Source organism: Pseudomonas sp. VS40, from assembly GCF_018587885.1.
In the GTDB taxonomy this organism is placed as follows: domain Bacteria; phylum Pseudomonadota; class Gammaproteobacteria; order Pseudomonadales; family Pseudomonadaceae; genus Aquipseudomonas; species Aquipseudomonas pergaminensis.
This window is the reverse complement of the sequence record NZ_JAGYWD010000002.1, coordinates 241,358-264,912: the sequence shown is the minus strand read 5'-3', so window position 1 is coordinate 264,912 and position 23,555 is coordinate 241,358. Positions and strand designations below refer to the sequence as shown.

At 62.3% G+C, this 23,555-nt stretch carries 22 protein-coding genes; 9 read left to right on the top strand and 13 right to left on the bottom strand.

Annotated features, from left to right (window positions below; translation table 11 throughout):
* Nucleotides 1–177 precede the first annotated feature (177 nt).
* Nucleotides 178–1,821 (top strand): sensor domain-containing diguanylate cyclase, encoded by a 1,644-nt coding sequence (locus KHP07_RS06280; RefSeq protein WP_214496801.1) that lies wholly within the window; start codon nt 178–180, stop codon nt 1,819–1,821.
* 160 nt (nt 1,822–1,981) lie between these two features.
* Here the strand turns inward: KHP07_RS06280 and KHP07_RS06275 are convergent, their stop codons facing one another.
* The 8 genes from KHP07_RS06275 to KHP07_RS06240 all read right to left on the bottom strand — a co-directional run bounded on the left by KHP07_RS06275 (nt 1,982) and on the right by KHP07_RS06240 (nt 9,827).
* The gene (locus KHP07_RS06275) at nt 1,982–3,301 is read right to left on the bottom strand and encodes an OprD family porin (protein ID WP_214496800.1); all 1,320 of its coding nucleotides are present in this window, start codon (nt 3,299–3,301) and stop codon (nt 1,982–1,984) included.
* A 136-nt stretch (nt 3,302–3,437) separates the two neighbouring features.
* Entirely contained in the window at nt 3,438–4,271 is an 834-nt protein-coding gene (locus KHP07_RS06270; protein ID WP_078048878.1) for a phosphodiesterase, read from the bottom strand.
* Nucleotides 4,272–4,280: 9 nt separating this feature from the next.
* Nucleotides 4,281–5,312 carry an ABC transporter ATP-binding protein gene (locus KHP07_RS06265; protein WP_214496799.1) on the bottom strand — a complete coding sequence of 344 codons (1,032 nt, stop codon included), beginning with the start codon at nt 5,310–5,312 and terminating at the stop codon, nt 4,281–4,283.
* Nucleotides 5,309–6,103 (bottom strand): ABC transporter permease, encoded by a 795-nt coding sequence (locus KHP07_RS06260; RefSeq protein ID WP_214496798.1) that lies wholly within the window; start codon nt 6,101–6,103, stop codon nt 5,309–5,311. The genes KHP07_RS06265 and KHP07_RS06260 overlap by 4 nt, the downstream gene beginning before the upstream one ends.
* Nucleotides 6,100–6,918, bottom strand: a complete 819-nt coding sequence (locus KHP07_RS06255; protein WP_214496797.1) for an ABC transporter permease — start codon at nt 6,916–6,918, stop codon at nt 6,100–6,102. The genes KHP07_RS06260 and KHP07_RS06255 overlap by 4 nt, the downstream gene beginning before the upstream one ends.
* Nucleotides 6,919–7,923 carry an ABC transporter substrate-binding protein gene (locus KHP07_RS06250; RefSeq protein ID WP_214496796.1) on the bottom strand — a complete coding sequence of 335 codons (1,005 nt, stop codon included), beginning with the start codon at nt 7,921–7,923 and terminating at the stop codon, nt 6,919–6,921.
* Nucleotides 7,907–8,926: a LacI family DNA-binding transcriptional regulator gene (locus KHP07_RS06245; RefSeq protein WP_214496795.1), complete on the bottom strand. Its 1,020-nt coding sequence runs from the start codon at nt 8,924–8,926 to the stop codon at nt 7,907–7,909. The genes KHP07_RS06250 and KHP07_RS06245 overlap by 17 nt, the downstream gene beginning before the upstream one ends.
* A 229-nt stretch (nt 8,927–9,155) precedes the next feature.
* A complete protein-coding gene (locus KHP07_RS06240) occupies nt 9,156–9,827 on the bottom strand; it encodes a DUF2268 domain-containing putative Zn-dependent protease (RefSeq protein ID WP_078048884.1) in 672 nt (223 codons plus the stop codon).
* A gap of 185 nt (nt 9,828–10,012) precedes the next feature.
* Between KHP07_RS06240 and KHP07_RS06235 the strand changes: the two genes are divergently transcribed.
* Together KHP07_RS06235 and KHP07_RS06230 are read left to right on the top strand one after the other, a co-directional pair.
* On the top strand, nt 10,013–11,110 hold the full coding sequence (locus tag KHP07_RS06235) for a carboxynorspermidine decarboxylase (RefSeq protein WP_058423990.1): 1,098 nt from the start codon (nt 10,013–10,015) through the stop codon (nt 11,108–11,110).
* Between the two features lie 28 nt (nt 11,111–11,138).
* Nucleotides 11,139–12,383, top strand: coding sequence for a saccharopine dehydrogenase family protein (locus KHP07_RS06230; RefSeq protein WP_012724728.1), 1,245 nt, complete (start codon nt 11,139–11,141; stop codon nt 12,381–12,383).
* Nucleotides 12,384–12,594: 211 nt separating this feature from the next.
* Here the strand turns inward: KHP07_RS06230 and KHP07_RS06225 are convergent, their stop codons facing one another.
* Nucleotides 12,595–13,374: an IclR family transcriptional regulator gene (locus KHP07_RS06225; RefSeq protein ID WP_078048886.1), complete on the bottom strand. Its 780-nt coding sequence runs from the start codon at nt 13,372–13,374 to the stop codon at nt 12,595–12,597.
* A gap of 215 nt (nt 13,375–13,589) precedes the next feature.
* Between KHP07_RS06225 and KHP07_RS06220 the strand changes: the two genes are divergently transcribed.
* Genes KHP07_RS06220 through KHP07_RS06205 form a run of 4 tightly spaced genes read left to right on the top strand, consistent with a single transcriptional unit; the run spans nt 13,590 to nt 17,051 of the window.
* Nucleotides 13,590–14,372, top strand: a complete 783-nt coding sequence (locus tag KHP07_RS06220) for an ABC transporter substrate-binding protein (RefSeq protein WP_078048887.1) — start codon at nt 13,590–13,592, stop codon at nt 14,370–14,372.
* Nucleotides 14,369–15,037, top strand: a complete 669-nt coding sequence (locus KHP07_RS06215; protein WP_034106261.1) for an amino acid ABC transporter permease — start codon at nt 14,369–14,371, stop codon at nt 15,035–15,037. The genes KHP07_RS06220 and KHP07_RS06215 overlap by 4 nt, the downstream gene beginning before the upstream one ends.
* Nucleotides 15,034–15,786 carry an amino acid ABC transporter ATP-binding protein gene (locus KHP07_RS06210; RefSeq protein ID WP_099491775.1) on the top strand — a complete coding sequence of 251 codons (753 nt, stop codon included), beginning with the start codon at nt 15,034–15,036 and terminating at the stop codon, nt 15,784–15,786. The genes KHP07_RS06215 and KHP07_RS06210 overlap by 4 nt, the downstream gene beginning before the upstream one ends.
* Nucleotides 15,783–17,051: an NAD(P)/FAD-dependent oxidoreductase gene (locus tag KHP07_RS06205; RefSeq protein WP_214496794.1), complete on the top strand. Its 1,269-nt coding sequence runs from the start codon at nt 15,783–15,785 to the stop codon at nt 17,049–17,051. The genes KHP07_RS06210 and KHP07_RS06205 overlap by 4 nt, the downstream gene beginning before the upstream one ends.
* Before the next feature lie 279 nt (nt 17,052–17,330).
* On the opposite strand, the gene glsB is transcribed toward KHP07_RS06205, so the two are convergent.
* Nucleotides 17,331–18,239 carry a glutaminase B gene (gene glsB / locus KHP07_RS06200; protein WP_025856146.1) on the bottom strand — a complete coding sequence of 303 codons (909 nt, stop codon included), beginning with the start codon at nt 18,237–18,239 and terminating at the stop codon, nt 17,331–17,333.
* Between the two features lie 55 nt (nt 18,240–18,294).
* Nucleotides 18,295–18,639, bottom strand: a complete 345-nt coding sequence (locus tag KHP07_RS06195; RefSeq protein WP_078048890.1) for a hypothetical protein — start codon at nt 18,637–18,639, stop codon at nt 18,295–18,297.
* A 90-nt stretch (nt 18,640–18,729) separates the two neighbouring features.
* Between KHP07_RS06195 and KHP07_RS06190 the strand changes: the two genes are divergently transcribed.
* Complete coding sequence (locus KHP07_RS06190) at nt 18,730–19,077, top strand: hypothetical protein (protein WP_078048891.1); 348 nt, start codon at nt 18,730–18,732, stop codon at nt 19,075–19,077.
* An 843-nt stretch (nt 19,078–19,920) separates the two neighbouring features.
* On the opposite strand, the gene KHP07_RS06185 is transcribed toward KHP07_RS06190, so the two are convergent.
* Nucleotides 19,921–20,331 (bottom strand): hypothetical protein, encoded by a 411-nt coding sequence (locus KHP07_RS06185; protein WP_078048892.1) that lies wholly within the window; start codon nt 20,329–20,331, stop codon nt 19,921–19,923.
* Nucleotides 20,332–20,441: 110 nt separating this feature from the next.
* Between KHP07_RS06185 and KHP07_RS06180 the strand changes: the two genes are divergently transcribed.
* Nucleotides 20,442–21,296, top strand: a complete 855-nt coding sequence (locus tag KHP07_RS06180; protein WP_099491782.1) for an AraC family transcriptional regulator — start codon at nt 20,442–20,444, stop codon at nt 21,294–21,296.
* Here KHP07_RS06180 and KHP07_RS06175 read toward each other — a convergent pair.
* On the bottom strand, nt 21,273–23,555 hold the full coding sequence (locus KHP07_RS06175) for a molybdopterin guanine dinucleotide-containing S/N-oxide reductase (RefSeq protein WP_214496793.1): 2,283 nt from the start codon (nt 23,553–23,555) through the stop codon (nt 21,273–21,275). The two genes, KHP07_RS06180 and KHP07_RS06175, sit on opposite strands and share 24 nt — an antisense overlap.

Below are 23,555 nucleotides of genomic sequence, written 5' to 3'. Positions count from 1 at the left end.
GCCAGCGATGGAGGGCAGCCATTGTCGACAGGCGTCCATAATGAGCCATACTCATTATATTCCAGACAACCATAAAAACTGCTCAGGTTGATACCCCTGGATAAGCGACGCCATCACTGGCCGCACCCCATCCATTGCGCCTACCATGGTTCCAAACGACCACTCCATAGAGCCCTCATGATCAAAGCCAGCCTGCGCAGTCACCTGACCCTCTGGTTCGCCGGTTTATCGTTGCTTACGTTATTGAGCGTGGGCTTTTACGTGGGGTACATCGCCACTGAACAGGTGAAGCAGGCCAGCGGCAATACGCTGCTGAGTACGGCGCGCTCTGCCGCTGCCCTGCTGGCCGTGCAACTGCGCGAGCGGCAGCTGGAAGTGTCACTGCTGAGCAAGGCGCCGTTGTTTCGCCAGGGTGACCTGGACGCGCCAGATATCCTCACCCTGATGGAACTGCGCACCCAGTCGCGCGCCGAATATGCGTGGATGGGCGTGGCCGATGCCGAGGGCAAGGTGCGCCAAGCGGTCAACGGCTTGCTGGTCGGTCAGTCGGTGCAGCAACGGCCATGGTTCCAGGCGGGCATGCGCGGCGAGTACACCGGTGATCCCCACGAAGCCGTGCTGCTGGCCAAGCTGCTGCCGGGCGCCGCCAACGGCGAGCCACTGCGCTTTATCGATTTCGCCGCACCGATTCGCAATGCCCAGGGCGAGACCATCGGCGTGCTGGGCGCACATGCGCATTGGCGCTGGGTCACGCAAATCGTCGATTCTGCCGTGATGCAGAAAGATGCCGTGCCGAACCTTGAAGCGCTGATTGTCGACTTCGACGGCAAAGTGCTCTATCCGGAAGTACTGGCGGGTGAGCAGATGCCGCCGGCCAACCTGAGCAAGCCGTCGGGCTGGTCCACCGGCGATGGCTACGTCACTGCCTCGGTGGCGGTGCCCAGCCCGTCGAATGCAAAAGTGAGCTGGTACATCATGGCGCGCCAGCCCCTGGACGTTGCGTTGCAACCGGCGCGTGTGCTGCTGTACAAACTGTTGCTGCTGGGGCTGATCGCCGCCGTGGTGTTTGGACTGGTCGCCTACTACCTGGCGTCTACCCTCAGCCGCCCGATCGAACGCCTGGCCCGGTCCGCCAAGCAGGTGCAGGACCAACTACCCGGCGCGGTCTTCCCTCAGGATCACCCGGTGCTGGAAATTGCCCAGTTGGGCCGCTCGCTCACCGGCATGACCCAATCCCTGCTGTCCAAGGAGCGCCAGTTGCAAGAGGCTAACGCCTCCCTGGAAGCCACCGTCGCGCAACGCACCGCTGACCTCACCCAAGCCAATGCCGAGCTGCTCAAGCTCGCCACCCACGATGCATTGACCGGCGTCTACAACCGCCGTCGCTTCGATGAAAAACTCGCCGAAAACAGCCTGCTGTTCCAACGTACAGGCCGCACCTTCGCGCTGCTGTTGATCGATGCCGACTACTTCAAACGCGTCAACGACACGTACGGCCACGCCATCGGCGACGACGTGCTGTGCCAACTGGCCGCGCTGATCGAAAACACCACCCGCGCCACCGACTTTGTGGCGCGTTACGGCGGTGAGGAATTCGCGGTGCTGCTGCCCGAAGTCGAAGCACCCGACAGCCCTGACGTGGTGGCGGAAAAAATCCGTAAGGCCGTTGAGACGGCAGTGTTTCCAACCGTGGGCCATGTGACCGTGAGCATCGGCGTGGGCGTCGCCGAACCGTCGGACCGCGACACCTCGGCGCTGCTCAAGCGCGCGGATATGCAATTGTACGAGGCCAAGGCCGCGGGCAGGAACCGCGTGGCTTGACCACGAAAATCGTGTGTCGCGTGAGTCGATTGTGATGAGCTTTAGCCAGGCTACGATAGCGGTGGGTCAGCCTGAATCTCCGCTGGCATCGCCTCCGCCATCGCGGCCTCGCTAAGGCTCGACGGCGCCCCCATTGACCGTGTGGCGCCTTAATGTGCCGTTACATCAACGGAATCGAATAACTCACAAATACCCGATTCTGATCCTGGTCCCGTGCCACTTCGCTGCGCGACACTCCGTTGCGCCAGCCGAACCCGACGTTCTTGAACGTGCCGCTCTGCACCACGTAGTCCAGGGAAATATCGCGCTCCCATTCACTCGCATCGTTGCCGCCGGTGGTGAGGATGTGGTCGCCCTTCAGGTACATCACCGAGGCCTTCAGGCCCGGTACGCCGAGCGAGGCGAAGTCATAGGCGTATTGGGCAAAGGCCGTGCGTTCTCCGGCCTGGATGAAGGTCTGCACGGTACGGTCGGTGTAGAGGTACAGGCTGGAACCGCCCTCTCCTTTATTGACCAGGCCGCCCTGGTTGAGCTGGGCGAAATTGCTGTCGTCCGAGACTTGCTGGTAACCGGCAGTGATCGCGTGCGGGCCCAGGGAGTAGATGAACGCCGCGCTCCAGGTGTCGTTGTCGATTTCACCGTTGCCGTTCTTGGTATAGCCGCCGAGCTTGTAGCCTTCGGCGCGGCCGGCGGCGCTGCTGTTCTTGCCGTCGGAGCGGGTCTTGAAGTAGCGCAAATCGGTTTTCAATGAGCCAAAGTCACCCAGCGGTAGTACATGGATCAGGCCGGCAAAGTGTTGTTGGTAATAGTCTTCGAGGTTGGCGTAGTAGTACTGGACCATCAGGTCCTTGGTCACTTGGTAATCGGCGCCGGCGTAATTGAATGTGTTGCTTTCCTGGGTGCCGCCCGCTGCCGCCAGGCCGCTGCGGTCGCTGGAGCCACGGCCGGTGGCGTGTTGCAGTTGGCCGCCGATCAGGGTCAGGTTGTCGATGTCCTTGCTGGTGATTTGCCCACCTTCGAACGATTGCGGCAACAGGCGCCCATCGTTGCTCACCAGGATCGGCAGGTTCGGCCGCAGGTAGCCGTAGCTCAACTCGCTCTTGGCGAAACGCGCCTTGGCTGTCGCACCGCCACGGGCCCAGTTGTCGGCGGCCTTGCCGTCGTCGGTGGGGATCATCGAGCTGCCCACATGGCGCCCGGCGCCGCTGTCGAGGGTCAGGCCGAGCATGCCCACCGCATCCAGGCCGAACCCGACAGTGCCATCGGTAAAGCCCGACTGATAGTTGAGGATAAACGCCTGGCCCCACTCTTCGGTTTTCGACGGTGCGGCGGCGCCGTCGCGGTTGTCGTTGTTGAAGTAGAAGTTGCGCAGGCTCAAGTTGGCTTTGCTGTCACCCAGGAAATCAGCCGAGGCCAAGGGGCTCAGGGCAATACCCAGACTGCCGGTCAATACGCTTAATACATTCAAAGTGGCTTTCATCAGGACGAACTCCGGCGCGGAATCCAAGTTCCGGGCGCAAATAATGGGCAGCAGGAAACACACGGCCAAACTCGGTTGGCCGGTGCGTGAACGAACGTTTAGCGGCTTAGTTGAACGAGTGAACCTCCGTATAACCTCAGTCAATCAATCCATGAGCGTCATAAAACGGATACGGCCCCGGGTAATCCCCGAACACGCCGTTGTGGCTGATCAAACCTTGTTGCGCCTCCCAGCGATGCAACAAATAGCCCGCCGGCTCCAGGTTGAAATGCGCGGGCGCCGCTTCTTGCAAATCCAGCACGATCTGGTGAGAGGTGCCGGGGCACACACAACTGAGGCTGCCGCCGAAACGCCGTTGCATTGGCCGGTGCAGGTGCCCGCACAGCAGGCGTTCCACTTGCGGATGGCGAGCCACGACGTGCTCCAGCGCGGCGGCATTGATGAAAGGTTCGCGGTCCATATGGCCGATGCCACTGATGAAGGGCGGGTGATGCAGGATCAACAGCGTCGGCGCGTCGGGACGCAGTGCCAGTTGCGCATCCAGCCACTGCAACTGGCTATCGAGCAACTGGCCGCCGTGGCCGCCAGGGATAGTGGAATCCAGGCCGATCAGCCGCAGCGGGTGCTCCTCCACTACCCAGTCCAATGGGCCGTCTGCCGAGGCCGGCAAGTAGCGGTGATCACGGAATGCCTCCAGCAGCGGCCCACGCGTATCGTGGTTGCCTGGCACCAGGTAGCACGGCATGTGCAGGCGCGCGAGTTCGGGGTGCAGCACGGCGTATTCATCGGCGCGGCCGAAGTCCACCAGGTCACCGCTGATCACCACGATATCGGGGCGTGGGTAGCTGGCGTTGAGGTGGTCGACGGCACGCCGTAGCGCGCCGAGGGTATCGACCACGCCATAGGTGAGGCGCTGGCCGGCTTTAAGGTGCAGGTCGCTGATCTGCGCGACAAGGAACGGACGATTCACAATAGATTCTCAGGCATTCAGGGTGAACAACATGTGCGGCGCAATCGCCAGGGCAATCGGCGCGCCGACGGCGTACAGCTGGTTATCACTGCTGTCGACCAGCAACGGCTGCGGGCCGCCCACATCCACCAGCAGGCGGCTTTGCGCGCCCTGGAAGAACTGCGCCAACAGATGACCGTGCAAGTGCCCTTCACCCTCCATTACCCGCAGGTGTTCGGGGCGGCAGTAGACGGTGCTGGGCAGGTCAGCGGTGTGCCACGGCAGTTCACCGCCACAGACTTTCAAGCCATGGGCCGACGACGCGATCACGGCGAAGGCATTGAGGTTGCCGACAAACCCCGCGACGAAGGCGTTGGCCGGTTTCTGGTAGATGTCGCGCGGGCTGGCCAACTGGGCGACACGGCCGTGCTCCATCACCAGGATGCGGTCGCCCAGGGCCATGGCTTCGCCCTGGTCGTGGGTGACGAAGACCGAGGTGATACCGAGCCCGCGCAGCAGTTCATTCAACTCGCTGCGCAGGCGTTCGCGCAGTTGTGCATCGAGCGCCGCCAGCGGCTCATCCAGCAGTAACACCTTGGGGCGCGGCGCCAAGGCACGGGCCAGGGCCACGCGCTGGCGCTGGCCGCCGGATAGCTCGTGGATGCTGCGCTTGCCGTGGTTCCGCAAGCCCACCAGCTCCAGCAACTCGTCGCAGCGCTTGTTGCGTTCAGGCACCGACATGCCGCGAATCTTCAAGCCGTAGACGATATTCCCGGCCACATCCAGGTTGGGAAACAGCGCGTAGTTCTGGAACACCATGCCCACATCGCGGCGCTCGATTGGCAGGCGGGTCACGTCCTGGTCACCGAACAGCACCTGGCCCACGTCCGGGCGTTCGAGGCCGGCGATCAGGCGCAAGGTCGTGGTTTTGCCACAGCCGGATGGGCCAAGGATCGCCAGGGTTTCACCGCCTTCGACGGTCAGGTTCAAGTCATGCACGGCCACGGTGCCATCGGCGAACGCCTTGCGACAGCCTTGCAGGCGGATAGTGATAGCGGTCATCGACGCTCTCCACGGGACAAACGGGCACTGATGGCCTGCAACGCAATCAGCAGCGGCACGATCATCAGCAAAAAGATAAGGGTGTAGGCGCTGGCGATTTCCAGGCGCGCCGAGGCGTAGCTGTCCGCCAGGCCCACGGGCAAGGTCTTGGTCATCGGCGTGTGGAGCATCCAGGTCAGGTTGAATTCACCCAGGGACAAGGTGACCACCATCAACACACCCGCCAGGATCCCCGCGCGGCAGTTGGGCACCACCACGGAAAAAAACCGCCTGAAAGGCCCCGCGCCCAGGCTCGCCGCCGCCTCCTCCAGCACCGGCAATTGCTGGCGCTGCATCACCGCCATCACCGGGCGCACCAGGAACGGCAAGGTGAACAACACGTGGCCGACCAGAATGAACACCCAACTGCTGCGAAAGCTGCCGAACTGGCCATAGGTGAGCAGCAACGCCAGCGCACTGGCCAAACCCGGCATGGCCACCGGCAGCACCATCAGTTCTTCAAAGGCGCGGCTGAAGCGGTTGTTCAGGCGCACCAATGCGTAGGCCGCCGGTACGCCAATCACGCAGACGCACACCGCGCAGGCCAGGGCCAATTGCAGGGACAGCCACACGGTGGGCGAATAGGCCTGCCATACCTGGATCAACCAGTCGAAGGTCAGGCCACTGGACAGGCCGACAAAGAAGTTGCGGGTCAGCCCGGCCAGCAGCGACATCAGCACCGGCACCAGCATGAAGGCGCACACCAGCAGGGTGAATAGCAGTTGCAACACAAACAGCGATGAGCGTTTCACAGCACAGTCCCCGCGTTTTTCACCAGACGCCGCGTGAGCAGCAACACGGCCCAGGTCACCGCGCCAAGCACCACCGACAGCGCGGCAGCCACGGCAAAGTTGGCGTAGTTGGTAAACACGTTGTAGATCGCCACCGGGGTGACATTCAGCCGCGTGCCTAACGTAAAGGCGGTGCCGAAGGCGCCCATGGTGGTGGCGAAACAGATCGCCCCGCACGACGCCAACGCCGGCGCCAGGCCCGGCACAACCACATCGCACACCACGCGCCAATGCCCGGCACCCAAGGAGTGCGCGGCTTCCTCCAGGCTGCGGTCGAGGCTTTCGCACGCCGCCATCACCGTGAGGATCACCCGTGGAATCGAGAAGTACAGGTAGCCCACGAACAACCCCGCCAGCGAGTAGGCAAAGATCCAGCGCTCACCCGCCAGTTGCAGGCCCAGGGCGGCAAACAAGCCCTGGCGCCCGGCCAGCAGGATCACCAGGAAGCCCACCACCACGCCGGGAAAGGCCAGGGGAAATGTCAGCAACGCCACCAGCGCCGAGCGCCCAAAGAACTGCTGGCGGGCGAGGAACACGCCGCTGATGCCGCCGATCACCAGCGCCACCAGCGTCACCACCACCGCCAGCACCAGGGTCTGCCCAAGGCTGCCCAAATACTGCGCGCTACTGAGCACCTGCCAATAGCCGCTGCCGTTGCTGTCGCGGCTCTCGGCACCGAGCAGCACCAAGTGCGCCAGCGGCAATAGCCAAAACGCGAGCAGTACCGCAAAGGCCGGGGCCAGTGCCCAGGCTGCCTGCCTTGCCGATGCAGCCACTTACTTAACCTCGTTCAAGTAACGGGCGGCGAAGGCTTCCTGCACAGCGGCCATTTTTTCGTAGTCCACCACACCGGCACGGGCGTAGTCGCTGTCGGGCAGGAACTGTGCGGCCACGTCAGCCGGCATTTTCATTGGCCGCACAGGGCGCAGGTAGGCCTTGGCCCAGAGCGCCTGGCCTTCGTCCGACAGCACGAAGTCGAGGACTTTTTCCGCATTGGCGCGGTGTGGCGCGTTGGCGACCAGGCTCATCACGTAAGGCACGCTGATGCTGCCTTCCTGGGGGATCACGAAGGCGACGTTGGCCTTGTCTTTGTAGCGCGCGCGGTAGGCGTTGAAGTCGTAGTCCACCAGGATCGGCAACTCACCGGACAGCACGCGTGCATACGCGGTTTGCTTGGGCACGATGGGCGCGTTTTTCGCCAGCTTCTGGAAGTAGCCGATGGCGGGGGCGAAGTTGTCGAGGTCACCGCCCAGGGCGCGGTTGATCGCCACAGCCGAGACGTAGCCGACGAAGGCGCTGGAGGGATCGAGGTAACCGACCATGCCTTTGTACTCAGGCTTGAGCAGATCGGCCCAGCTTTGCGGCACCGGCAAACCACCGAGCGCGTCGACGTTGACCATGATGCCCAAGGTGCCGGAGTGGATCGCGAACCAATGGCCGGCCGGGTCCTTGAGGCCAGCGGGGATCTGGTCCCAAGCCTTGGGCTTGTAGGTGCCGACCACCTCGGCTTTTTGCGCCTGCAGGCCGAAGGTCACGCCGTAGTACACGACGTCGGCGACCGGTGCGGCTTTTTCCGCCACCAACTGCGCCAGGGACTGGCCGGAGTTCTTGTTGTCCAGCGGCACCTGCACACCGGTGCTGGCGGCGATGGCCTTTAGCTGGGTGCCCCAGTCGGCCCAGTCCGGCGGGCAGTTGTAGCAAATTGCGGTGTCGGCGGCCTGGGCCAGGCTGGCCGCTCCGCACAGCAGCACGGCGGCGAGGGTTTTACTGAGTGCGCGCATCTAGGGTCTCCTCATGGGGTTGGGTACTGTCGCCGGGGCGAATATGGCAAGGCAGGCAGTGGGAAATCGGGGCGTTGCCGGCGATCTGCGCCAGCAGTTGGTCAATCACGGTGCTGGCGAGCAGCGCGATGGGCTGCACCACGCTGCACAGGGTCGGGTGAATCTGGGTGCCGAGGCTGATACCGTCAAAGCCCATCACCGAGAGTTGTTCGGGCACATTCCAGGTGTTGCGGCGCAGCTCGGCGATCAAGCTGATTGCCAGGAAGTCGTTGGAACACACCAGCGCGGTGGGCGCACCGGGGCCTTGAAGAAAGGGTTCGATGGCGGCGAACTCGGCCTGGGTATGGGCCGGCATTTCAATCACCGGGCGGGGGTCGAGGGCGTATTCGCGCATTGCATCGCAATAACCGGCGTAGCGCAGGCGGGCACGGTCAGATTGCAGCGCAGGGCCGGCGACCATGCTGATGCGTCGATGGCCGGCTTCCAGCAGATAACGCGTGGCCAGGGCCATGCCGGCGCGGTTGTCGACCGACACGGCGCTGTAGTTGGGGTTGCTCGGTTGGTGGTAGGCCAGCACGAACGGGGTCTGTTCGGTGTTGAGGCTGCTGAGCACGCTGTTGCTTTCGGCATCGGTGACCGTCAGCACCAGGCCATCGACGCGCTGGCGCAGCAGTTCTTCCACCACGCTGCTTTCGCGTTCGCTGTCGTAGTCGGTGGTCGCCAGCAACAGGCTATAGCCACGCGCCCGAGCCGCGCGCTCCATGGCCTGGAATTGTTCAGCGAATACCGGGTTGAGCAAGTTGGGCACCACCACGCCGATCAACTGGGTGGTTTGCAGGCGCAGTTGGCGGCCCAGCAGATTGGGGCGGAAGCCCAACTCGCGGGCGGCGGCAAACACCTGTTCACGGGTGGCCGGGCGCACTTGGTCAGGGGAAGCAAAAGTGCGGGCGGCGGTGGCGCGGGAGACCCCGGCCAGCCTTGCTACGTCTTTCAGGTCAGTCATTGTCACTCGCTTGAGATCGATCTCATTGGCGAGGACAGTAGCGAGGGAATGTGGCAGCCAGGTGGTGAGGAGATGACAATTTGATGTCATCGATGGCCCATCACCTTATTGCGACGGATGCCGTTTAGAGGTGGTGGCTTGCCTGCAATAGCGGTGGGTCAGCCACTTCTGCAGTGACTGATACGCTGCCATCGCAGGCAAGCCAGCTCCCACAGGGGATCGGCGGTGGTCATGAGGTCTGTTTCACCAGTCCCTGCCCCGCCGCCACCGCCAGGATGTCTTGGGCAGGCACGTTGACCCAGGTGGTTGCATCAAGCATGCCTGCAGTGGCCAACCATCGGCCGACCATGTGGTGCCCCAGCGCATACCCCAGCCATTTTGGCTTGTCGCCGGTGCCAAAGAACCAGGCGCTGTGATCGTAGTGGTTCGCTGCCAGTTCAGTCATATTCACCGGGGCCGCCTGCAAGGCTTCAAGGCTCAGCGCCCTCTCCCACGGCTCCGGCTCGCTGCCCAGTGCATGCTGCACAAACTGCCCGGCCAGGCCTTCACTGATCAGCGCCTCCCCCAGCGTCCAGCCGTACCCCGGCCCGGCCATGCGCAGGCAATGGTGCACCTCGTGCACGATATGCCGGCGCACAGCCCCGCTCTCAAGGCTAGCGGCGAAGTTCGGGTTGTCGGGATCCAGGGTCAGCGAGAACATCGTGCTGCGATATGCACGCCCGACCAGGCCAAGCTCAGCGATGGTTTCACCGGGCAGGCGTTGGAGGAGCACATCCAGGCGCGGCGCCGGCAGGCATCGGGAAATGGCCTGGTAGGCGATGTCGAATTCTTGCGTCAGTGCCTGGCGAAACGCGGCCAGGGAGCCCGAAGCTTCCAGCCAATGCAGTGTCCATGCGTCCATTCTTACCTCTCGTCGTCCAAACCGGATTCCATCACGGCAGCGGCTCATCATACCGTTGAGCTGTCACATCCATGGGTCAGTTTAAAAGCAGCGCAGCAAAATCCGCCCACTAACCTTTCGATTCGATCCAAGTGCGGGCACAATGCGTGTCCTTTTTTGGCAGGCACCGCCGCAGGCTCTCAAAAATGATCAAAACGCCGTACTACCTCATCGATAAACAGAAGCTTCTGGTCAACATGCAGAAGATTGCTTACGTGCGCGAACAGTCCGGCGCCAAGGCTCTGCTGGCGCTCAAGTGCTTTGCCACCTGGTCGGTGTTCGACCTGATGCAGCAATACATGGACGGCACCACCTCGTCGTCGTTGTATGAGCTCAAGCTCGGCCGCCAGAAGTTCGAAGGCGAGGCGCACGCCTACAGCGTGGCCTGGGCCGACGACGAAATCGAAGAGATGCTGGATAACTGCGACAAGATCATCTTCAACTCCATCAGCCAACTGCAGCGTTTTGCCGAACGCTCCGAAGGCAAGACCCGCGGCCTGCGCGTCAACCCACAGGTGAGCAGCTCCGACTACCTGCTGGCCGACCCGGCGCGTCCGTTCAGCCGCCTGGGCGAATGGGACCCGGTGAAGATCGAAGGCGTGATCGAGCAGATCTCCGGCTTCATGTTCCACAACAACTGCGAGAACGGCGATTTCAGCCTGTTCGACAAGATGCTCGGCACCATCGAAGAACGCTTCGGCGCGCTGCTGCACAAGGTCGAGTGGGTCAGCCTCGGCGGCGGCATCCACTTCACCGGTGAAGACTATGCGGTGGACGCATTCTGCGCGCGCTTGAAAGCCTTCTCTGAAAAATACGGCGTGCAGGTGTACCTGGAACCCGGCGAAGCGGCGATCACCAACAGCGCCTCCCTGGAAGTCACCGTGCTCGACACGCTCTACAACGGCAAGAACCTCGCCGTGGTCGACAGTTCCATCGAAGCCCACCTGCTGGACCTGCTGATCTACCGCCTCAACGCCAAGCTGGCGCCGAGCGATGGCGAACACACTGTGATGGTGTGCGGCAAATCCTGCCTGGCTGGGGACATCTTCGGCGAGTACCAATTTGATCGTCCGCTGGCCATCGGCGATCGGCTGTCGTTCATCGACACCGCAGGCTACACCATGGTCAAGAAAAACTGGTTCAACGGCCTGAAAATGCCGTCCATCGTAGTGAAACAACTCGACGGTACAGTCGAGGTGGTTCGTGAATTTGGTTACGACGACTACCTGTCCAGCCTTTCGTAAGCTGGCGGATAAAGGAGAGATAAAGCAATTGAAAAAGAACGTTCTTATCATTGGTGCAGGAGGTGTCGCCAAGGTGGTGGCCCACAAGTGCGCGCAGCACAACGACGAACTCGGTCGTATTGCTATCGCGTCGCGCAACATCTCCAAATGCCAGGCCATCATCGACAGCGTCAAGGCCAAGGGTAGCCTCAAGGTTCCCGCCGACATCCAAGCCTTCGCGCTGAACGCCCTGGACGTGGAAGCGACCAAGGCCCTGATCCGCGAGACCGAATCGCAGATCGTCATCAACGTCGGTTCCGCGTTCCTCAACATGTCGGTCCTGCGGGCCTGCATCGACACCGGCGTTGCGTACCTCGACACCGCCATCCACGAAGAGCCGGGCAAGGTCTGCGAGACCCCGCCGTGGTACGGCAACTACGAGTGGAACCACCTGGAAGAGTGCAAACAGAAGAACATCACCGCCATCCTTGGCGTGGGCTTCGACCCGGGTGTCGTCAACGCGTATGCCGCGCTGGCGCAGCAACAGCATTTCGACCGCATTGATTCGATCGACATTCTCGACGTCAATGCCGGCTCCCATGGCAAATACTTCGCCACCAACTTCGACCCGGAAATCAACTTCCGCGAATTCACCGGACAGGTGTGGAGCTGGCAGAACAGCCAGTGGACCAGCAACACCATGTTCGAAGTCAAACGCACCGACGACCTGCCAGTCGTGGGTTCGCAGAACCTCTACCTCACCGGCCACGATGAAGTGCACTCGCTGTCGAAAAACCTCGACGTGCCCAACGTGCGTTTCTGGATGAGCTTCGGCGAACACTATATCAACGTGTTCACCGTGCTGAAAAACCTCGGCCTGCTCTCCGAAAAACCGGTCACCACCGCCGAAGGCCTGGAAGTCGTGCCGCTGAAACTGGTCAAGGCCGTGCTGCCCGACCCGTCTTCGCTCGCGCCTGGCTACACCGGCAAGACCTGCATCGGCGACCTGGTCAAAGGCACCAAAAATGGCCAGCCCCACGAGATGTTCATCTACAACGTGGCGTGCCATGAAGAAGCCTTTGCCGAAACCGACAGCCAGGGCATCTCCTACACCGCTGGCGTTCCACCGGTAGCCGCTGCGCTGCTGGTCGCCCGTGGCGAGTGGGACGTGAAGCACATGGCCAACGTCGAGGAACTGCCGGCTGAGCCGTTCCTGAAAGCGCTGGATGTGATGGGATTGCCGACTCGCATTAAAGACGAGCACGGTGATCGCGCTTGGGATGCGATTGCCTGATAGGCGATAGCTGCCCCAACAAAAAAATGCGCCCTTAGGGGCGCATTTTTTGTTGGGGCGTACACACTTCTCAAACCCAATAGAATTTCAAATGTGGGAGCGGGCTTGCTCGCGAATGCGGTGGGTCAGAAAAGAATAGGCTGACTGACACACCGCATTCGCGAGCAAGCCCGCTCCCACAGGGGATCTCTAGTGAATTTGAAATAGCGGGTTATTCGAGGTTCCGCGCCGAATTGCTCAACGCCCGCGAACACTGCAACAACGCCGGCGCCAGCTGCCGCTCGGCATCCGCCCTGCTCCACCGACTGGTCGGTGCCACCACATGCACCGCTGCCACCGGGCGGCCATTGGCGCCCAGCACTGGCGCACCGATGGTCATGTCGCCCAGGAACAGCTCCTGGCCGTTCACTGCATAGCCCTGTTCGCGTACCTGTTGCAACGACTCCAGAATCTTGTCGACTTCAGTCAAGGTCTGGCTGGTGTGCGCAATGCGCTGGCTGTTCTCGATCAACACCAGCGCTTCCTCCTGCGGCAACGCGCTCAAATACGCCCGCCCCGACGCCGTGCAATACATCGGCACCCGCGAGCCGATCGGCATGTGCACGGGCACGAAGCCCGAGCTGACAAAACGCGCGATGTAGGTCATGTCGTAGCCCGCAGGCTCGGTAAGGCACGACGTCTCGCCGGTCAGTCGGGTCAACTCCGACAGAAACGGGTTGGCCACTTCGATCAACGAATGCGCATCCAGGTAACTGAAGCCCAACTCCAGCACCCGGGGTGTGAGTTGGTAATGCCGTGTGCGGGAGTGTTTCCGAAGGTAACCCAGGCTTTCGAGGGTAAACACCATGCGCTGGGCCGAGCTTTTGGTCATGCCGGCGGCCTCGGCCACCTCTGCAAGGCTCATGCTGCGGCGCTGGGCGCTGAATGCCTTGAGCACCGACAGGCCTTTTTCCAGGGATTGGTTGTGCAGGCTGTTGCGTTCTTCGGACATGGCGGACTCGCGGTCAGGTCGATCAGGCGTGGCGATATTTCTACCTTAAATGACAAAAATAGACCATCAAAAATCGCATATCGATACGATTAGTTCATTTTGTCGTTTTTTGATAGCTCATATCGATTTATATCTATCGAAATGGCACAGAGCTTGCGATTTCATCAATAACCGCTCGCGGTACTGACGATCCGTTTTCCTTCTGGAGTAACCCGATGAACAGTCTTTCGCCCTTGTTTCGCCGCCTTGCCTTCGGTCTCTGCGCCACGCTCTGCGTCAGCGTTGTGCACGCCGAGAGTGCGTCCTCGTACAAAGTCGGTGCGACGGCCAGTGGTTCGCCGTTTACCTTCCTCGACATCAAGAGCAACAGCATCCAGGGCGTGATGGTTGATGTGGCAGAGGCCGTGGGCAAGGCCGGCGGTTTCACCAGCCAGATCGAGCAGACCAACTTCGCCGCGCTGATCCCCTCTCTCACGTCCGGCAAACTCGACTTCATTTCCGCCGGCATGCTCAAGACCGAAGAGCGCACCAAGGTGGTCGACTTCAGCGCCCCGGTGTATGCCTACGGTGAAGGCCTGATCATCAATGCCGACGACAACACGGCCTACCCCGACCTCACGCCCCTCAAGGACCAAGTGGTCGGCGTGCAGGCCGGCACCGTCTTCTACGACCAGTTGAACAAGCTCGGGATCTTCAAGGAGATCCGCACCTATGACTCCATCGGCGAGATGGTCCGCGACCTGTCCCTGGGCCGCATCAAGGCCGCCGTGGGAGACCAGCCCGTGGTGGCCTACCAGATCCGCCAGAAACTGTTCAAAGGCGTGAAACTGGCCCCCGACTACAAGCCCACCAACGTCGGCGAAGTGTGCCTGGTGGTGCGCAAGGGCGATGCGCAAACCCTGGAACGCTTGAATACTGCCATCGCCAGCATCAAGGCGGATGGCACCCTCGACAGCATCCTCAAGAAGTGGGGACTTGATACCCAGGTGCGCCCATGAACCCGGCGGAGTTCCTGCAAAACGCCCAGGACTTTTTGCCGATCCTGCTGCAGGGCGCCTGGGTGACGATCCAGATTACCGTGCTGTCATTCCTGCTCAGCAGCGCCATCGGCCTGGTGCTGGCGTTGCTCAAGCTGTCGCCGATCCGTGCGCTGTCATGGACCGCGAGCACCATCATCAACGTGATCCGGGGCCTGCCGATCATTGTGCAGCTGTTCTACATCTACTTCGTGCTGCCCGACATGGGCGTGCACCTCACCGCGTTCTACGCGGGCGTGATCGGCATGGGCATCGCCTACTCGGCGTACCAGGCCGAGAACTTCCGCACCGGCATCATTGCCGTCGAACAGGGCCAGCGTGAAGCCGCCGAAGCCTTGGGGATGCGCTCGGCGCTGATGATGCGCCGGGTGATCCTGCCGCAAGCGTTTCGCATCGCCCTGCCGCCGTATGGCAACACCCTGGTGATGATGCTCAAGGACTCGTCGCTGGTCTCCACCATCACCGTCGCCGAGATGACCCGCCAGGGCCAGCTGATTGCATCGTCGACCTTCCAGAACATGACCGTCTACACCCTGGTCGCCCTGCTCTACCTGCTGATGAGTCTGCCGCTGGTGTATGGCCTGCGTCGCATGGAACAGCACCTGGGCCGGAGGAAAAAAGCATGATCGAGATTCGCCAACTGCAAAAACACTACGGCAGCCACCGCGTGCTGCACGGTGTCGACCTGGACGTGGCCAAGGGTGAAGTGGTGTGCCTGATCGGCCCCTCGGGCTCGGGCAAATCCACCCTGCTGCGCTGCATCAACGCGCTGGAGGCCTATGACGGCGGACACATCCACGTGTTCGGCGAAACCGTGCAGCGCGCCAGCAAGACCGTGCACGCCCTGCGCAGCCGCATGGGCATGGTGTTCCAGCGCTTCAACCTGTTCCCCCATCGCACGGTGCTGGAAAACGTGATGGAAGGCCCGGTGTATGTCAAAGGCGAGCCGCCCAAGCAGGCCCGCGAAGAAGCCCTGGTGCTGCTGGAAAAAGTCGGCCTGAGCGCCAAGGCCGATGCGTACCCGGAGCAACTCTCCGGCGGCCAGCAACAACGCGTGGCCATTGCCCGCGCCCTGGCGATGAAACCCGAAGCCATGCTGTTCGACGAACCCACCTCGGCCCTCGACCCGGAACTGGTCGGTGATGTACTGGCGGTGATGCGCACCCTGGCGGATGAAGGCATGACCATGATCGTCGTCACCCACGAGATGGGCTTTGCCCGCGAAGTGGCCGACCGCGTGTGCTTCCTGCACGGCGGCTACATCGTCGAAAGCGGCGCGGCCGAGCACGTGCTGGGCAACCCGCAACATCCGCGAACCCAGGACTTTTTGCGACGGGTGCTGCACCCCACTGGCGACACGCGGAGCCTGTCATGAAGTCATTGTGGTCGGCGACTGCGCCTTCGGTGGTGCCGACGCCTGCGTTGAGCGAGTCGGTGAGGGTGGACGTGGCGATTGTCGGTGCCGGCTATACCGGCCTATCGACGGCGCTGCACCTGGCCGAACGCGGCGTGAGCGTGTGCGTGCTGGAAGCCAACGAGCCGGGCTGGGGCGCGTCCGGGCGCAACGGTGGGCAGGTCAACCCCACGCTCAAATACGACCCTGAACAGCTGGTGCAGATGTACGGACCGGAGCGCGCCGAGCCATTGATCTCGACCGTGTCGAATTCGGCCGACCTGGTGTTCAGGCTGATCGAAAAACACGGCATTGATTGCGCGCCGGTACGCAAAGGCTGGATGCAGGTGTCCTACAGCGAAAAAGGCGTCGCCGGGCTGCACGCACGGGCGGATCAGTGGGCCCGGCGCGGTGTGCCGGTGCAGCGCCTGGAGGCGGCGGCGGTGGCTTCGCGCATGGGCAGTGACGCCTTTGCCGGCGGCTGGCTGGATGGCCGTGCCGGTGCCATTCAGCCGTTGGCCTATGCCCGCGGATTGGTGGGCGCGGCGCTGGCAGCGGGTGTGCGGGTTCATGGGCAAAGCGCAGTGACGGGCTTGCAACGCGAGGGTTCGGGCTGGCAGTTGCAGACGGCTGGCGGCGCACAGGTGAGCGCCGATCAAGTGGTCCTCGCAACCAATGGCTACAGCGGCAACCTGTGGCCGGGCATGGCGCAGAGCATCCTCGCGGCGAACAGTTTTATCGTCGCCACCAAACCCTTGAGTGGGCGCGCGGCGGACAGCATCTTGCCGGGCCAGGAGACCGTCTCCACCGCACAAAGGCTGCTGCTGTACTTTCGCAAAGACAGCCATGGTCGCTTGCTGATGGGCGGGCGCGGGCTGTTCAACGACCCCACTTCACCCACGGATTTCGCCCACTTGGAACGCTCGCTGGCATTGCTGTTTCCGCAATTGGGACGGTTGGAATTCGAGTATCGCTGGGCCGGGCGTATCGCAATCACTCGCGACTTCATGCCTCATGTGCACCAGCCCGCGCCGGGGCTGACCTTGGCGATGGGCTGCAATGGCCGGGGGATCGCACTGTGTACCAGCCTGGGGCAGCAACTGGCGGGCAAGTTGTGTGACAGCCAGGCGGAGTTCGCCTACCCGGTGACGCCGCTGCAGCGCTTGCCGATGCACGGGTTGCAGCGGTTCTATATTGGGGCGGGTGTGGCGTGGTACAGCTTGTTGGATCGGCTCAATGTGAGCTGAACACGCCCCTCATGTGGGAGCGGGCTTGCCCGCGATGGCGGTGTGTCAGCCACGGGATGTGCTGGCTGATGGACCGCTTTCGCAGGCAAGCCAGCTCCCACACTGGGTCTGCTTTTTTCTGGAAGACCGAGTGTTCAATATTCCTCCCCCTCGTCGCCCCTGATCCTGGCGGCGAGCGCCTGGGCAATGGCCGGGTCCTTGTTTCTGATGCTCGATCTGTTCGTAAAACCGCGCAAAGCCTGATGATTTTTTGGGGGGTGGGGATTGGGGCAATCGCCATCAAAACACCGACCACCCAATCCGCTCACTCAACAACTCCAACGCCTTCATCCCCGCCAGTGAATTCCCCGCTGCATTCAGTTCCGGCGACCACACGCACACCGTGAACTGCCCCGGCACCACCGCGACGATCCCGCCGCCGACCCCGCTTTTGCCCGGCAACCCCACGCGGTAGGCAAAATTGCCCGCCTCGTCATACAGCCCACTGGTGGCCATGATGGAGTTGACTTGCTTGGTCTGCCGCGCGGTCAACACCTGTTCGCCGCTGTGGGCGCTCACGCCTTCGTTGGCCAGGAAGCTGAAGGCCCTGGCCAAGTCCAGGCAACTCATCTGCAGCGCGCAGTAGTTGAAGTAGCTGTGCAGCACCGCGTCCACGTCATTGTGGAAGTTGCCGAAGGATTTCATCAGGTAGGCCATGGCCGCGTTGCGCGCGCCGTGCTGGGCTTCGGACTCGGCGACGACGCTGTTGACCAGGATCTGCGGGTTACCCGACAGGCGCCGGACGAAGTCGCGCATCGACAAAATCGGCACGGCGAAACGCGATTGGTTGATGTCGCAGATCACCAGCGCGCCGGCATTGATAAATGGATTGCGTGGACGGCCGCGTTCGAATTCCAGTTGCACCATGGAGTTGAACGGTTGCCCCGAAGGCTCGTGGCCCAGGCGTTCCCAGATGGTTTCGCCACCGTGGTCGATGGCCTGCACCAGGCTGAACACTTTGGAGATGCTCTGCACCGAGAACAACGTGTCGGCATCACCGGCGCAATAGGCCGAGCCGTCGTTGCCGTACACGGCGATCCCGAGTTGGTTGGCGGGCACGTCAGCCAGCGCGGGGATGTAGTCGGCGACTTTGCCGAGGCCGATCAGGGGGCGCACTTCGTCGAGGATCGACGAGAGCATCGCCTGCATGTCTTGTCCTGTCATCTGTCTTTGAATCGGTGGTAAGCGGGCCGCGGAGGATACTTCAATGTGCGCGGAAGCCCCACACAATCTCTACCACCCGCTCGGCAACCACCAGGTAAAACACGATCAACAATAACTGCAGCGCCAAGTGATAACGCAGCTTGGCGAGCCGGCGGATGCCATCACTGACGTTCAGAAGCATCAGCAGCGTGGACAGGATGATCAGGCCCCAGCCGGCCACGCTGGAGGCGAACACGCCGATAAACAAGTCACGCTGACCAAGCAATGTGTTGGTCCCCGCCGCAAACAGCAGTGCACACACCAGCAGGTTTTTCACGTTGTCGAAAATCTGCGTGCTCAGATCGTTTTCCAACAACGCCATATACCGTTTCCATAACGTGCGCATGGCAAGTACCGGGTAGGGATCGCTCGTCAATCAAAGTAGTCCAATTGCCCGTACACTGCACCGTTGCGCTTACTCCACGAGGACTTTTGCATGAAATTGATGATCGGCCTGGCCGCCCTGCTGCTGGTATCGGCCTGCTCCACCGCCTCCCACCCTACCCCGCCCGCCCAGGATGCCACGGCGTCCGAATGCCTGGCCGGTGGCGGCACCATGAAGCAAGTCGGCAAGTTGCAGAGCTGGAAATGCATTACGCCGTACAAGGACGCGGGCAAGGCCTGTACTGATTCGAGCCAGTGCGAAGGCGAGTGCCAGACCAGCGTCACCACCCAGTCCGGCAACGGCCCGGTGACGGGTGCGTGTCAGGTGGACAACGGGCACTTCGGCTGCTCGGCGACGGTGGAGAAAGGCCAGTTGGGCCGGGCGATCTGTGTGGACTGACTCGCTATCCTGTAGGAGCTGGCTTGCCAGCGATGGCGGCCGGACAACCGGCCGCTATCTACCTGTCACCTCGCGACTCAAAAATGTGGGAGCTGGCTTGCCTGCGAAAGCGGCCTGACAGCCGACCACTCTCCAACTGTCCCCCCGCGATCCAAAAATGTGGGAGCTGGCTTGCCTGCGAAAGCGGCCTGACAGCCGACCACTCTCCAACTGTCGCCCCCGCGATCCAAAAATGTGGGAGCTGGCTTGCCTGCGAAGACGGCCTAACTGCCGACCACTGTCTAACTGAAGCCCCGCGATCCAAATGTGGGAGCTGGCTTGCCTGCGAAGGCGGCCTGATAGCCGACCACAATCTAACTGTCACCCCGCGATCTAACTGTAGGAGCTGGCTTGCCTGCGAAGGCGGCCTAACTGCCGACCACTCTCTAACTGAAGCCCCGCGATCCAAATGTGGGAGCTGGCTTGCCTGCGAAGGCGGCCTGACAGCCGACCTGGATGTTGGATCTGATCGGGTACATATCCGTTATTTAGGTAACGGCTGCTATGGGTTCCGCCCTTACGGCGGGTCACTTTGGAAAAGCCCCAAAGTAACCAAAGGGCTCTTGCCCCAACACTCGGCACCTCGCCTAGGCTCGGTGTGCCCGTAATCCGACAGGTATTTGGGGGGCCGCCGCCACGCGCCATCCATGGCGCGGGGCGGCTAAACCGGCATCCCTGCCGGTTTACCCCCCAAATCCCTGTCGAATTCCGGCCAGCGTGTTTGATGGGGCGCTTAAGATCAAAAGCCAGATCAAGATCAAGAGCGGCTCGCTTCGCATCGTGGTTAGCGGGGCAGGCTAGCGTTTAGAAATGCGCCACATCCGACACCCGTTCATCCAGCACGTCCCGCGCCAGTGCCCAGGCCTGGTCCTTGGACTCCACCACCAGCAGCGGGTATCCCCAGGCCTTGCCGAACATTACCGCAAATGGCTTGAGCGCCAGGCGCTGCGCGGCACTGGGCTCTACCTGGATCATGCCTTTGACGTAGGTGCGCAGCGCCTGCTTGTTTTTCTTCATCCAGATCGATGCTTGCTTGCGTTCCTCATGGGAGTGTTCGTGATTGTTTTCGTCCACGGATTTTTCGTGCAGCAGCAGGAAGGGTTGCTGGCGCGCAAGCAGGCTTTCGAAGACCCCGAAGGCATCCTCCTGCCCACCCTCGTTGGGTGCGTCAAACACGATTTTCACCACCGGGAATGTTGTGCTGTCGAGTCGCATGGCGGAGCTCCTTGTTGAGAATTGATCTCACTATAAGGGCCCGACCACTGGACGGCATTGCACAGAATAGCCAGACTGTTTCGCAATCCGGCCAACCTGCGAGACCCGTCATGAAGCATCACCGTCTGGACATGCGCGATCCGCTGATGGCCAAGGACGCCGATGTGTTCCCCCGCGCCGTGGTGGCGGTGGGCGCCACCAGTACGTCGGACACCTGGGAACATGCCCAGCACGCCCACCGCAAGGGTCAGTTGATGTACACCCTGCGCGGGGTGATCCTTTGCGAGATCGAAGCGGGTATCTGGATCGTGCCACCGCAGTGCGCACTGTGGATTCCCGGCGGCACGTCCCATGCGGCGCGCGGGTCTGGCGAAGCGGAGGTGTACTGCCTGTTGATCGACCCCGACGCGGCGTGCGCCCTGCCCCCGCAATGCTGCACTTTGGCGGTATCGGGCCTGCTGCATGAGCTGATCAGCAAGGCCGTGAGTTTCCCGCAGCTGTATGACGAACACGGCGCCCAGGGGCGTTTGATCAATACCTTGCTGGATGAGCTCGCCGCCGCCCCCGTTGAAGCCTTGCACCTGCCCATGCCTCAGGACCCACGCTTGCGCCGCCTGGCCAACAGCCTGTTGGCCGAGCCGTCGGACAAGGCGACTCTCGGCCAATGGGCGGTGCGCATCGGCATGAGTGAACGCAGCATGACGCGCCTGCTGCTGGAGGAACTGGGCCTGAGCTTCGGCCGCTGGCGCAGGCAATTGCATGTGATCCTGTCGTTGCAGCGCCTCGCCAAGGGCCAGAGCGTGCAAACGGTCGCGCTGGACCTGGGTTATGAGAACGCCAGCGGCTTTATCACCATGTTCCGCAAGGCCGTGGGGCAGCCGCCGGCGCGCTACCTGGCGGACCGCGCCGGGGTGTTCAGCCCGCCCCCAGGCGCTATTCCGCTAAAGGAGCCCCGGCACGAGTAGTGGCGGCACAAACGCGGTGACTTGCGGCAACGGCTGGTCCCACTTCACCACCTCCACCGTGGCCGTCTGCGCCGAACAGCCCTGGGACAGGCTGGAGGCGCCGACATCGGCAGTGATCATGTTGGGGTTGCCGTGCTTGTCCAGGCTGTTGCGCTGCCCTGGAGTCTGCGGGTCGAACCAGGCGCCGGTGGCGATCTGCACCACCCCCGGACGGATGTCATGGGAGACAATCACCCCAGCCAGGAACGCCCCCCGTCCATTGAACACCTTGACCACATCACCGTCGCCAATGCCCCGCGCACGCGCATCGTCCGCGTTGATGGTCAGCGGCTCGCGCTGCTGGATCTTCGACGCGCGGCTGTAGCTGCCGTGGTCGTACTGGCTGTGCAGGCGTGTCTTCGGCTGGTTCGACAGCAGGTGCAGCGGGTAGTCCGGCACAGGTTTGTCCAACCACACCGGATGGCCAGGGCAGTCGGCATAACCAAAGCTCGCAATGCGTTCGGAAAACAGCTCGATACGCCCCGAGGGCGTGGGCAAAGGATGAGCGAGCGGATCGTCACGAAAGGCCTTGAGCAGCACTGTATCGGTGTCGGGATAGGCCACTTCGAACACGCCGTCACGCCAGAACCGATCGTAGTCCGGCAGCTCGATGCCCTGTTCTTCAGCGCGTCCACGGGACTCGTCGTAGATAAAACGCAGCCACTGCCCGGCGTCACGGCCTTCGGTGAAGGTGTCGGCAAACCCCAGGCGCGCGGCGATGTCAGCAAAGATCGAGTAGTCATCCCGCGCCTCGCCGACCGGTGCGATGGCTTGCTGCATCGCCAGCATAAACCGGTCCGACGCCGAACTGCCGATATCGTTGCGCTCCAGGGCGGTCGTGGCCGGCAGTACGATATCGGAATACTTGGCCTGGGCGGTCCAGTACTGTTCGTGGACGATCAGGGTGCGCGGTTTTTTCCAGGCCTCCAGCAAGCGATTGAGGTCCTGGTGATGGTGGAAAATATTGCCGCCAGCCCAGTACACCAGGTGAATATCCGGATACGCCTGGCGCTTGCCGTTGTAGTCGAATTCGGCGCCGGGGCTAAGCAGCATGTCAGTGATGCGTGCCACCGGAATGAACGCCTTCACCGGGTTGAGCCCCTGGGAAAACCTTGGCCCGGAGAAGCCTTTGCGGCCGCTGCCGGTGTTGTTCATGCAGCCGTAGCCCAGACCAAAGCCGCCGCCGGGCAAGCCGATCTGCCCGAGCAGCGCCGCCAGGGTCACGGTCATCCAGAAAGGCTGCTCGCCGTGCACCGAGCGCTGCAGGGAATAGGCGATGTTGATCATCGTCCGCTGGCGGCCCATGCGCCGGGCGAGGTCGATGATCTGCTGCGCGGGGATATCCGTCAGTGCCTCTGCCCACGCGGGGTCTTTCGGTTGACCATCAGTGTCGCCGAGCAGATAGCCGCGAAAGCGGTCGTAACCCACGGTGTATTGCTGAATGAACGCCTCGTTGTGCAGGCCTTCCGTCACCAGCACATGGGCCAGCGCCAGCATCAATGCGGTGTCGGTGCCGGGGCGGATCGGCAGCCATTGGTTGAGGGCCGGGCCGCTCAGGTCATCGCGCAACGGGCTCACGTTGACGAACTGCACGCCAGCCGCCGACATCGCCGCCAACGCCTCGGTCAGCAAGTGATCACTGGCGCCACCGGGGCTGGTCTGGGCGTTCTTGGCTGGCAGCCCGCCGAACGCCACGAACAGCTCGCAGTGTTCGGCGAGGTTTTTCCAGGAAGTGTGCGCCGCCAGCAGCCAGTCCATATTGCCGACGATATGCGGCATCAACACCCGCCCGGCACCGAGGCTGTAGCTGTCGGTGCTGGCGACATAGCCGCCGAACTGGTTGAGAAAACGGTGCAACTGGCTTTGTGCATGGTGGAAACGCCCGGCGCTGCCCCAGCCGTAGCTGCCACCGTAGATCGCCTGGTTGCCGTGTTCGGCCTTGACCTTGTTCAGCTCACGGGCGACCAGGTCCAGGGCCACTGCCCAGGAGACCTCGACAAACGGCTCCTGGCCCCGCAGTTCGGGGTGCGAGCCGGGCTCGGCCAAATAACTGCGGCGCACGGCAGGCCGCAGGATGCGCGTCGGCGAGGTGATGGCGTCGGGGATTGACGCACCGATGGGCGACGGGTCTTTGTCCCAGTCCACCGGCGTCATCGCCTGCAACTTGCCATCGACGACCTGCGGACGATAGGCGCCCCAGTGCAACGAAGTGAAGGTCAT

What these genes read in the sequence shown, in the direction of transcription:
- KHP07_RS06280 (WP_214496801.1), top strand. Translation starts at nt 178, where the DNA reads ATGATCAAAGCCAGCCTGCGCAGTCACCTGACCCTCTGGTTCGCCGGT.
- KHP07_RS06275 (WP_214496800.1), bottom strand. Translation starts at nt 3,301, where the DNA reads ATGAAAGCCACTTTGAATGTATTAAGCGTATTGACCGGCAGTCTGGGT.
- KHP07_RS06265 (WP_214496799.1), bottom strand. Translation starts at nt 5,312, where the DNA reads ATGACCGCTATCACTATCCGCCTGCAAGGCTGTCGCAAGGCGTTCGCC.
- KHP07_RS06250 (WP_214496796.1), bottom strand. Translation starts at nt 7,923, where the DNA reads ATGCGCGCACTCAGTAAAACCCTCGCCGCCGTGCTGCTGTGCGGAGCG.
- KHP07_RS06245 (WP_214496795.1), bottom strand. Translation starts at nt 8,926, where the DNA reads ATGACTGACCTGAAAGACGTAGCAAGGCTGGCCGGGGTCTCCCGCGCC.
- KHP07_RS06240 (WP_078048884.1), bottom strand. Translation starts at nt 9,827, where the DNA reads ATGGACGCATGGACACTGCATTGGCTGGAAGCTTCGGGCTCCCTGGCC.
- KHP07_RS06235 (WP_058423990.1), top strand. Translation starts at nt 10,013, where the DNA reads ATGATCAAAACGCCGTACTACCTCATCGATAAACAGAAGCTTCTGGTC.
- KHP07_RS06225 (WP_078048886.1), bottom strand. Translation starts at nt 13,374, where the DNA reads ATGTCCGAAGAACGCAACAGCCTGCACAACCAATCCCTGGAAAAAGGC.
- KHP07_RS06220 (WP_078048887.1), top strand. Translation starts at nt 13,590, where the DNA reads ATGAACAGTCTTTCGCCCTTGTTTCGCCGCCTTGCCTTCGGTCTCTGC.
- KHP07_RS06215 (WP_034106261.1), top strand. Translation starts at nt 14,369, where the DNA reads ATGAACCCGGCGGAGTTCCTGCAAAACGCCCAGGACTTTTTGCCGATC.
- KHP07_RS06210 (WP_099491775.1), top strand. Translation starts at nt 15,034, where the DNA reads ATGATCGAGATTCGCCAACTGCAAAAACACTACGGCAGCCACCGCGTG.
- KHP07_RS06205 (WP_214496794.1), top strand. Translation starts at nt 15,783, where the DNA reads ATGAAGTCATTGTGGTCGGCGACTGCGCCTTCGGTGGTGCCGACGCCT.
- glsB (WP_025856146.1), bottom strand. Translation starts at nt 18,239, where the DNA reads ATGCAGGCGATGCTCTCGTCGATCCTCGACGAAGTGCGCCCCCTGATC.
- KHP07_RS06195 (WP_078048890.1), bottom strand. Translation starts at nt 18,639, where the DNA reads ATGCGCACGTTATGGAAACGGTATATGGCGTTGTTGGAAAACGATCTG.
- KHP07_RS06190 (WP_078048891.1), top strand. Translation starts at nt 18,730, where the DNA reads ATGAAATTGATGATCGGCCTGGCCGCCCTGCTGCTGGTATCGGCCTGC.
- KHP07_RS06185 (WP_078048892.1), bottom strand. Translation starts at nt 20,331, where the DNA reads ATGCGACTCGACAGCACAACATTCCCGGTGGTGAAAATCGTGTTTGAC.
- KHP07_RS06180 (WP_099491782.1), top strand. Translation starts at nt 20,442, where the DNA reads ATGAAGCATCACCGTCTGGACATGCGCGATCCGCTGATGGCCAAGGAC.
- KHP07_RS06175 (WP_214496793.1), bottom strand. Translation starts at nt 23,555, where the DNA reads ATGACCTTCACTTCGTTGCACTGGGGCGCCTATCGTCCGCAGGTCGTC.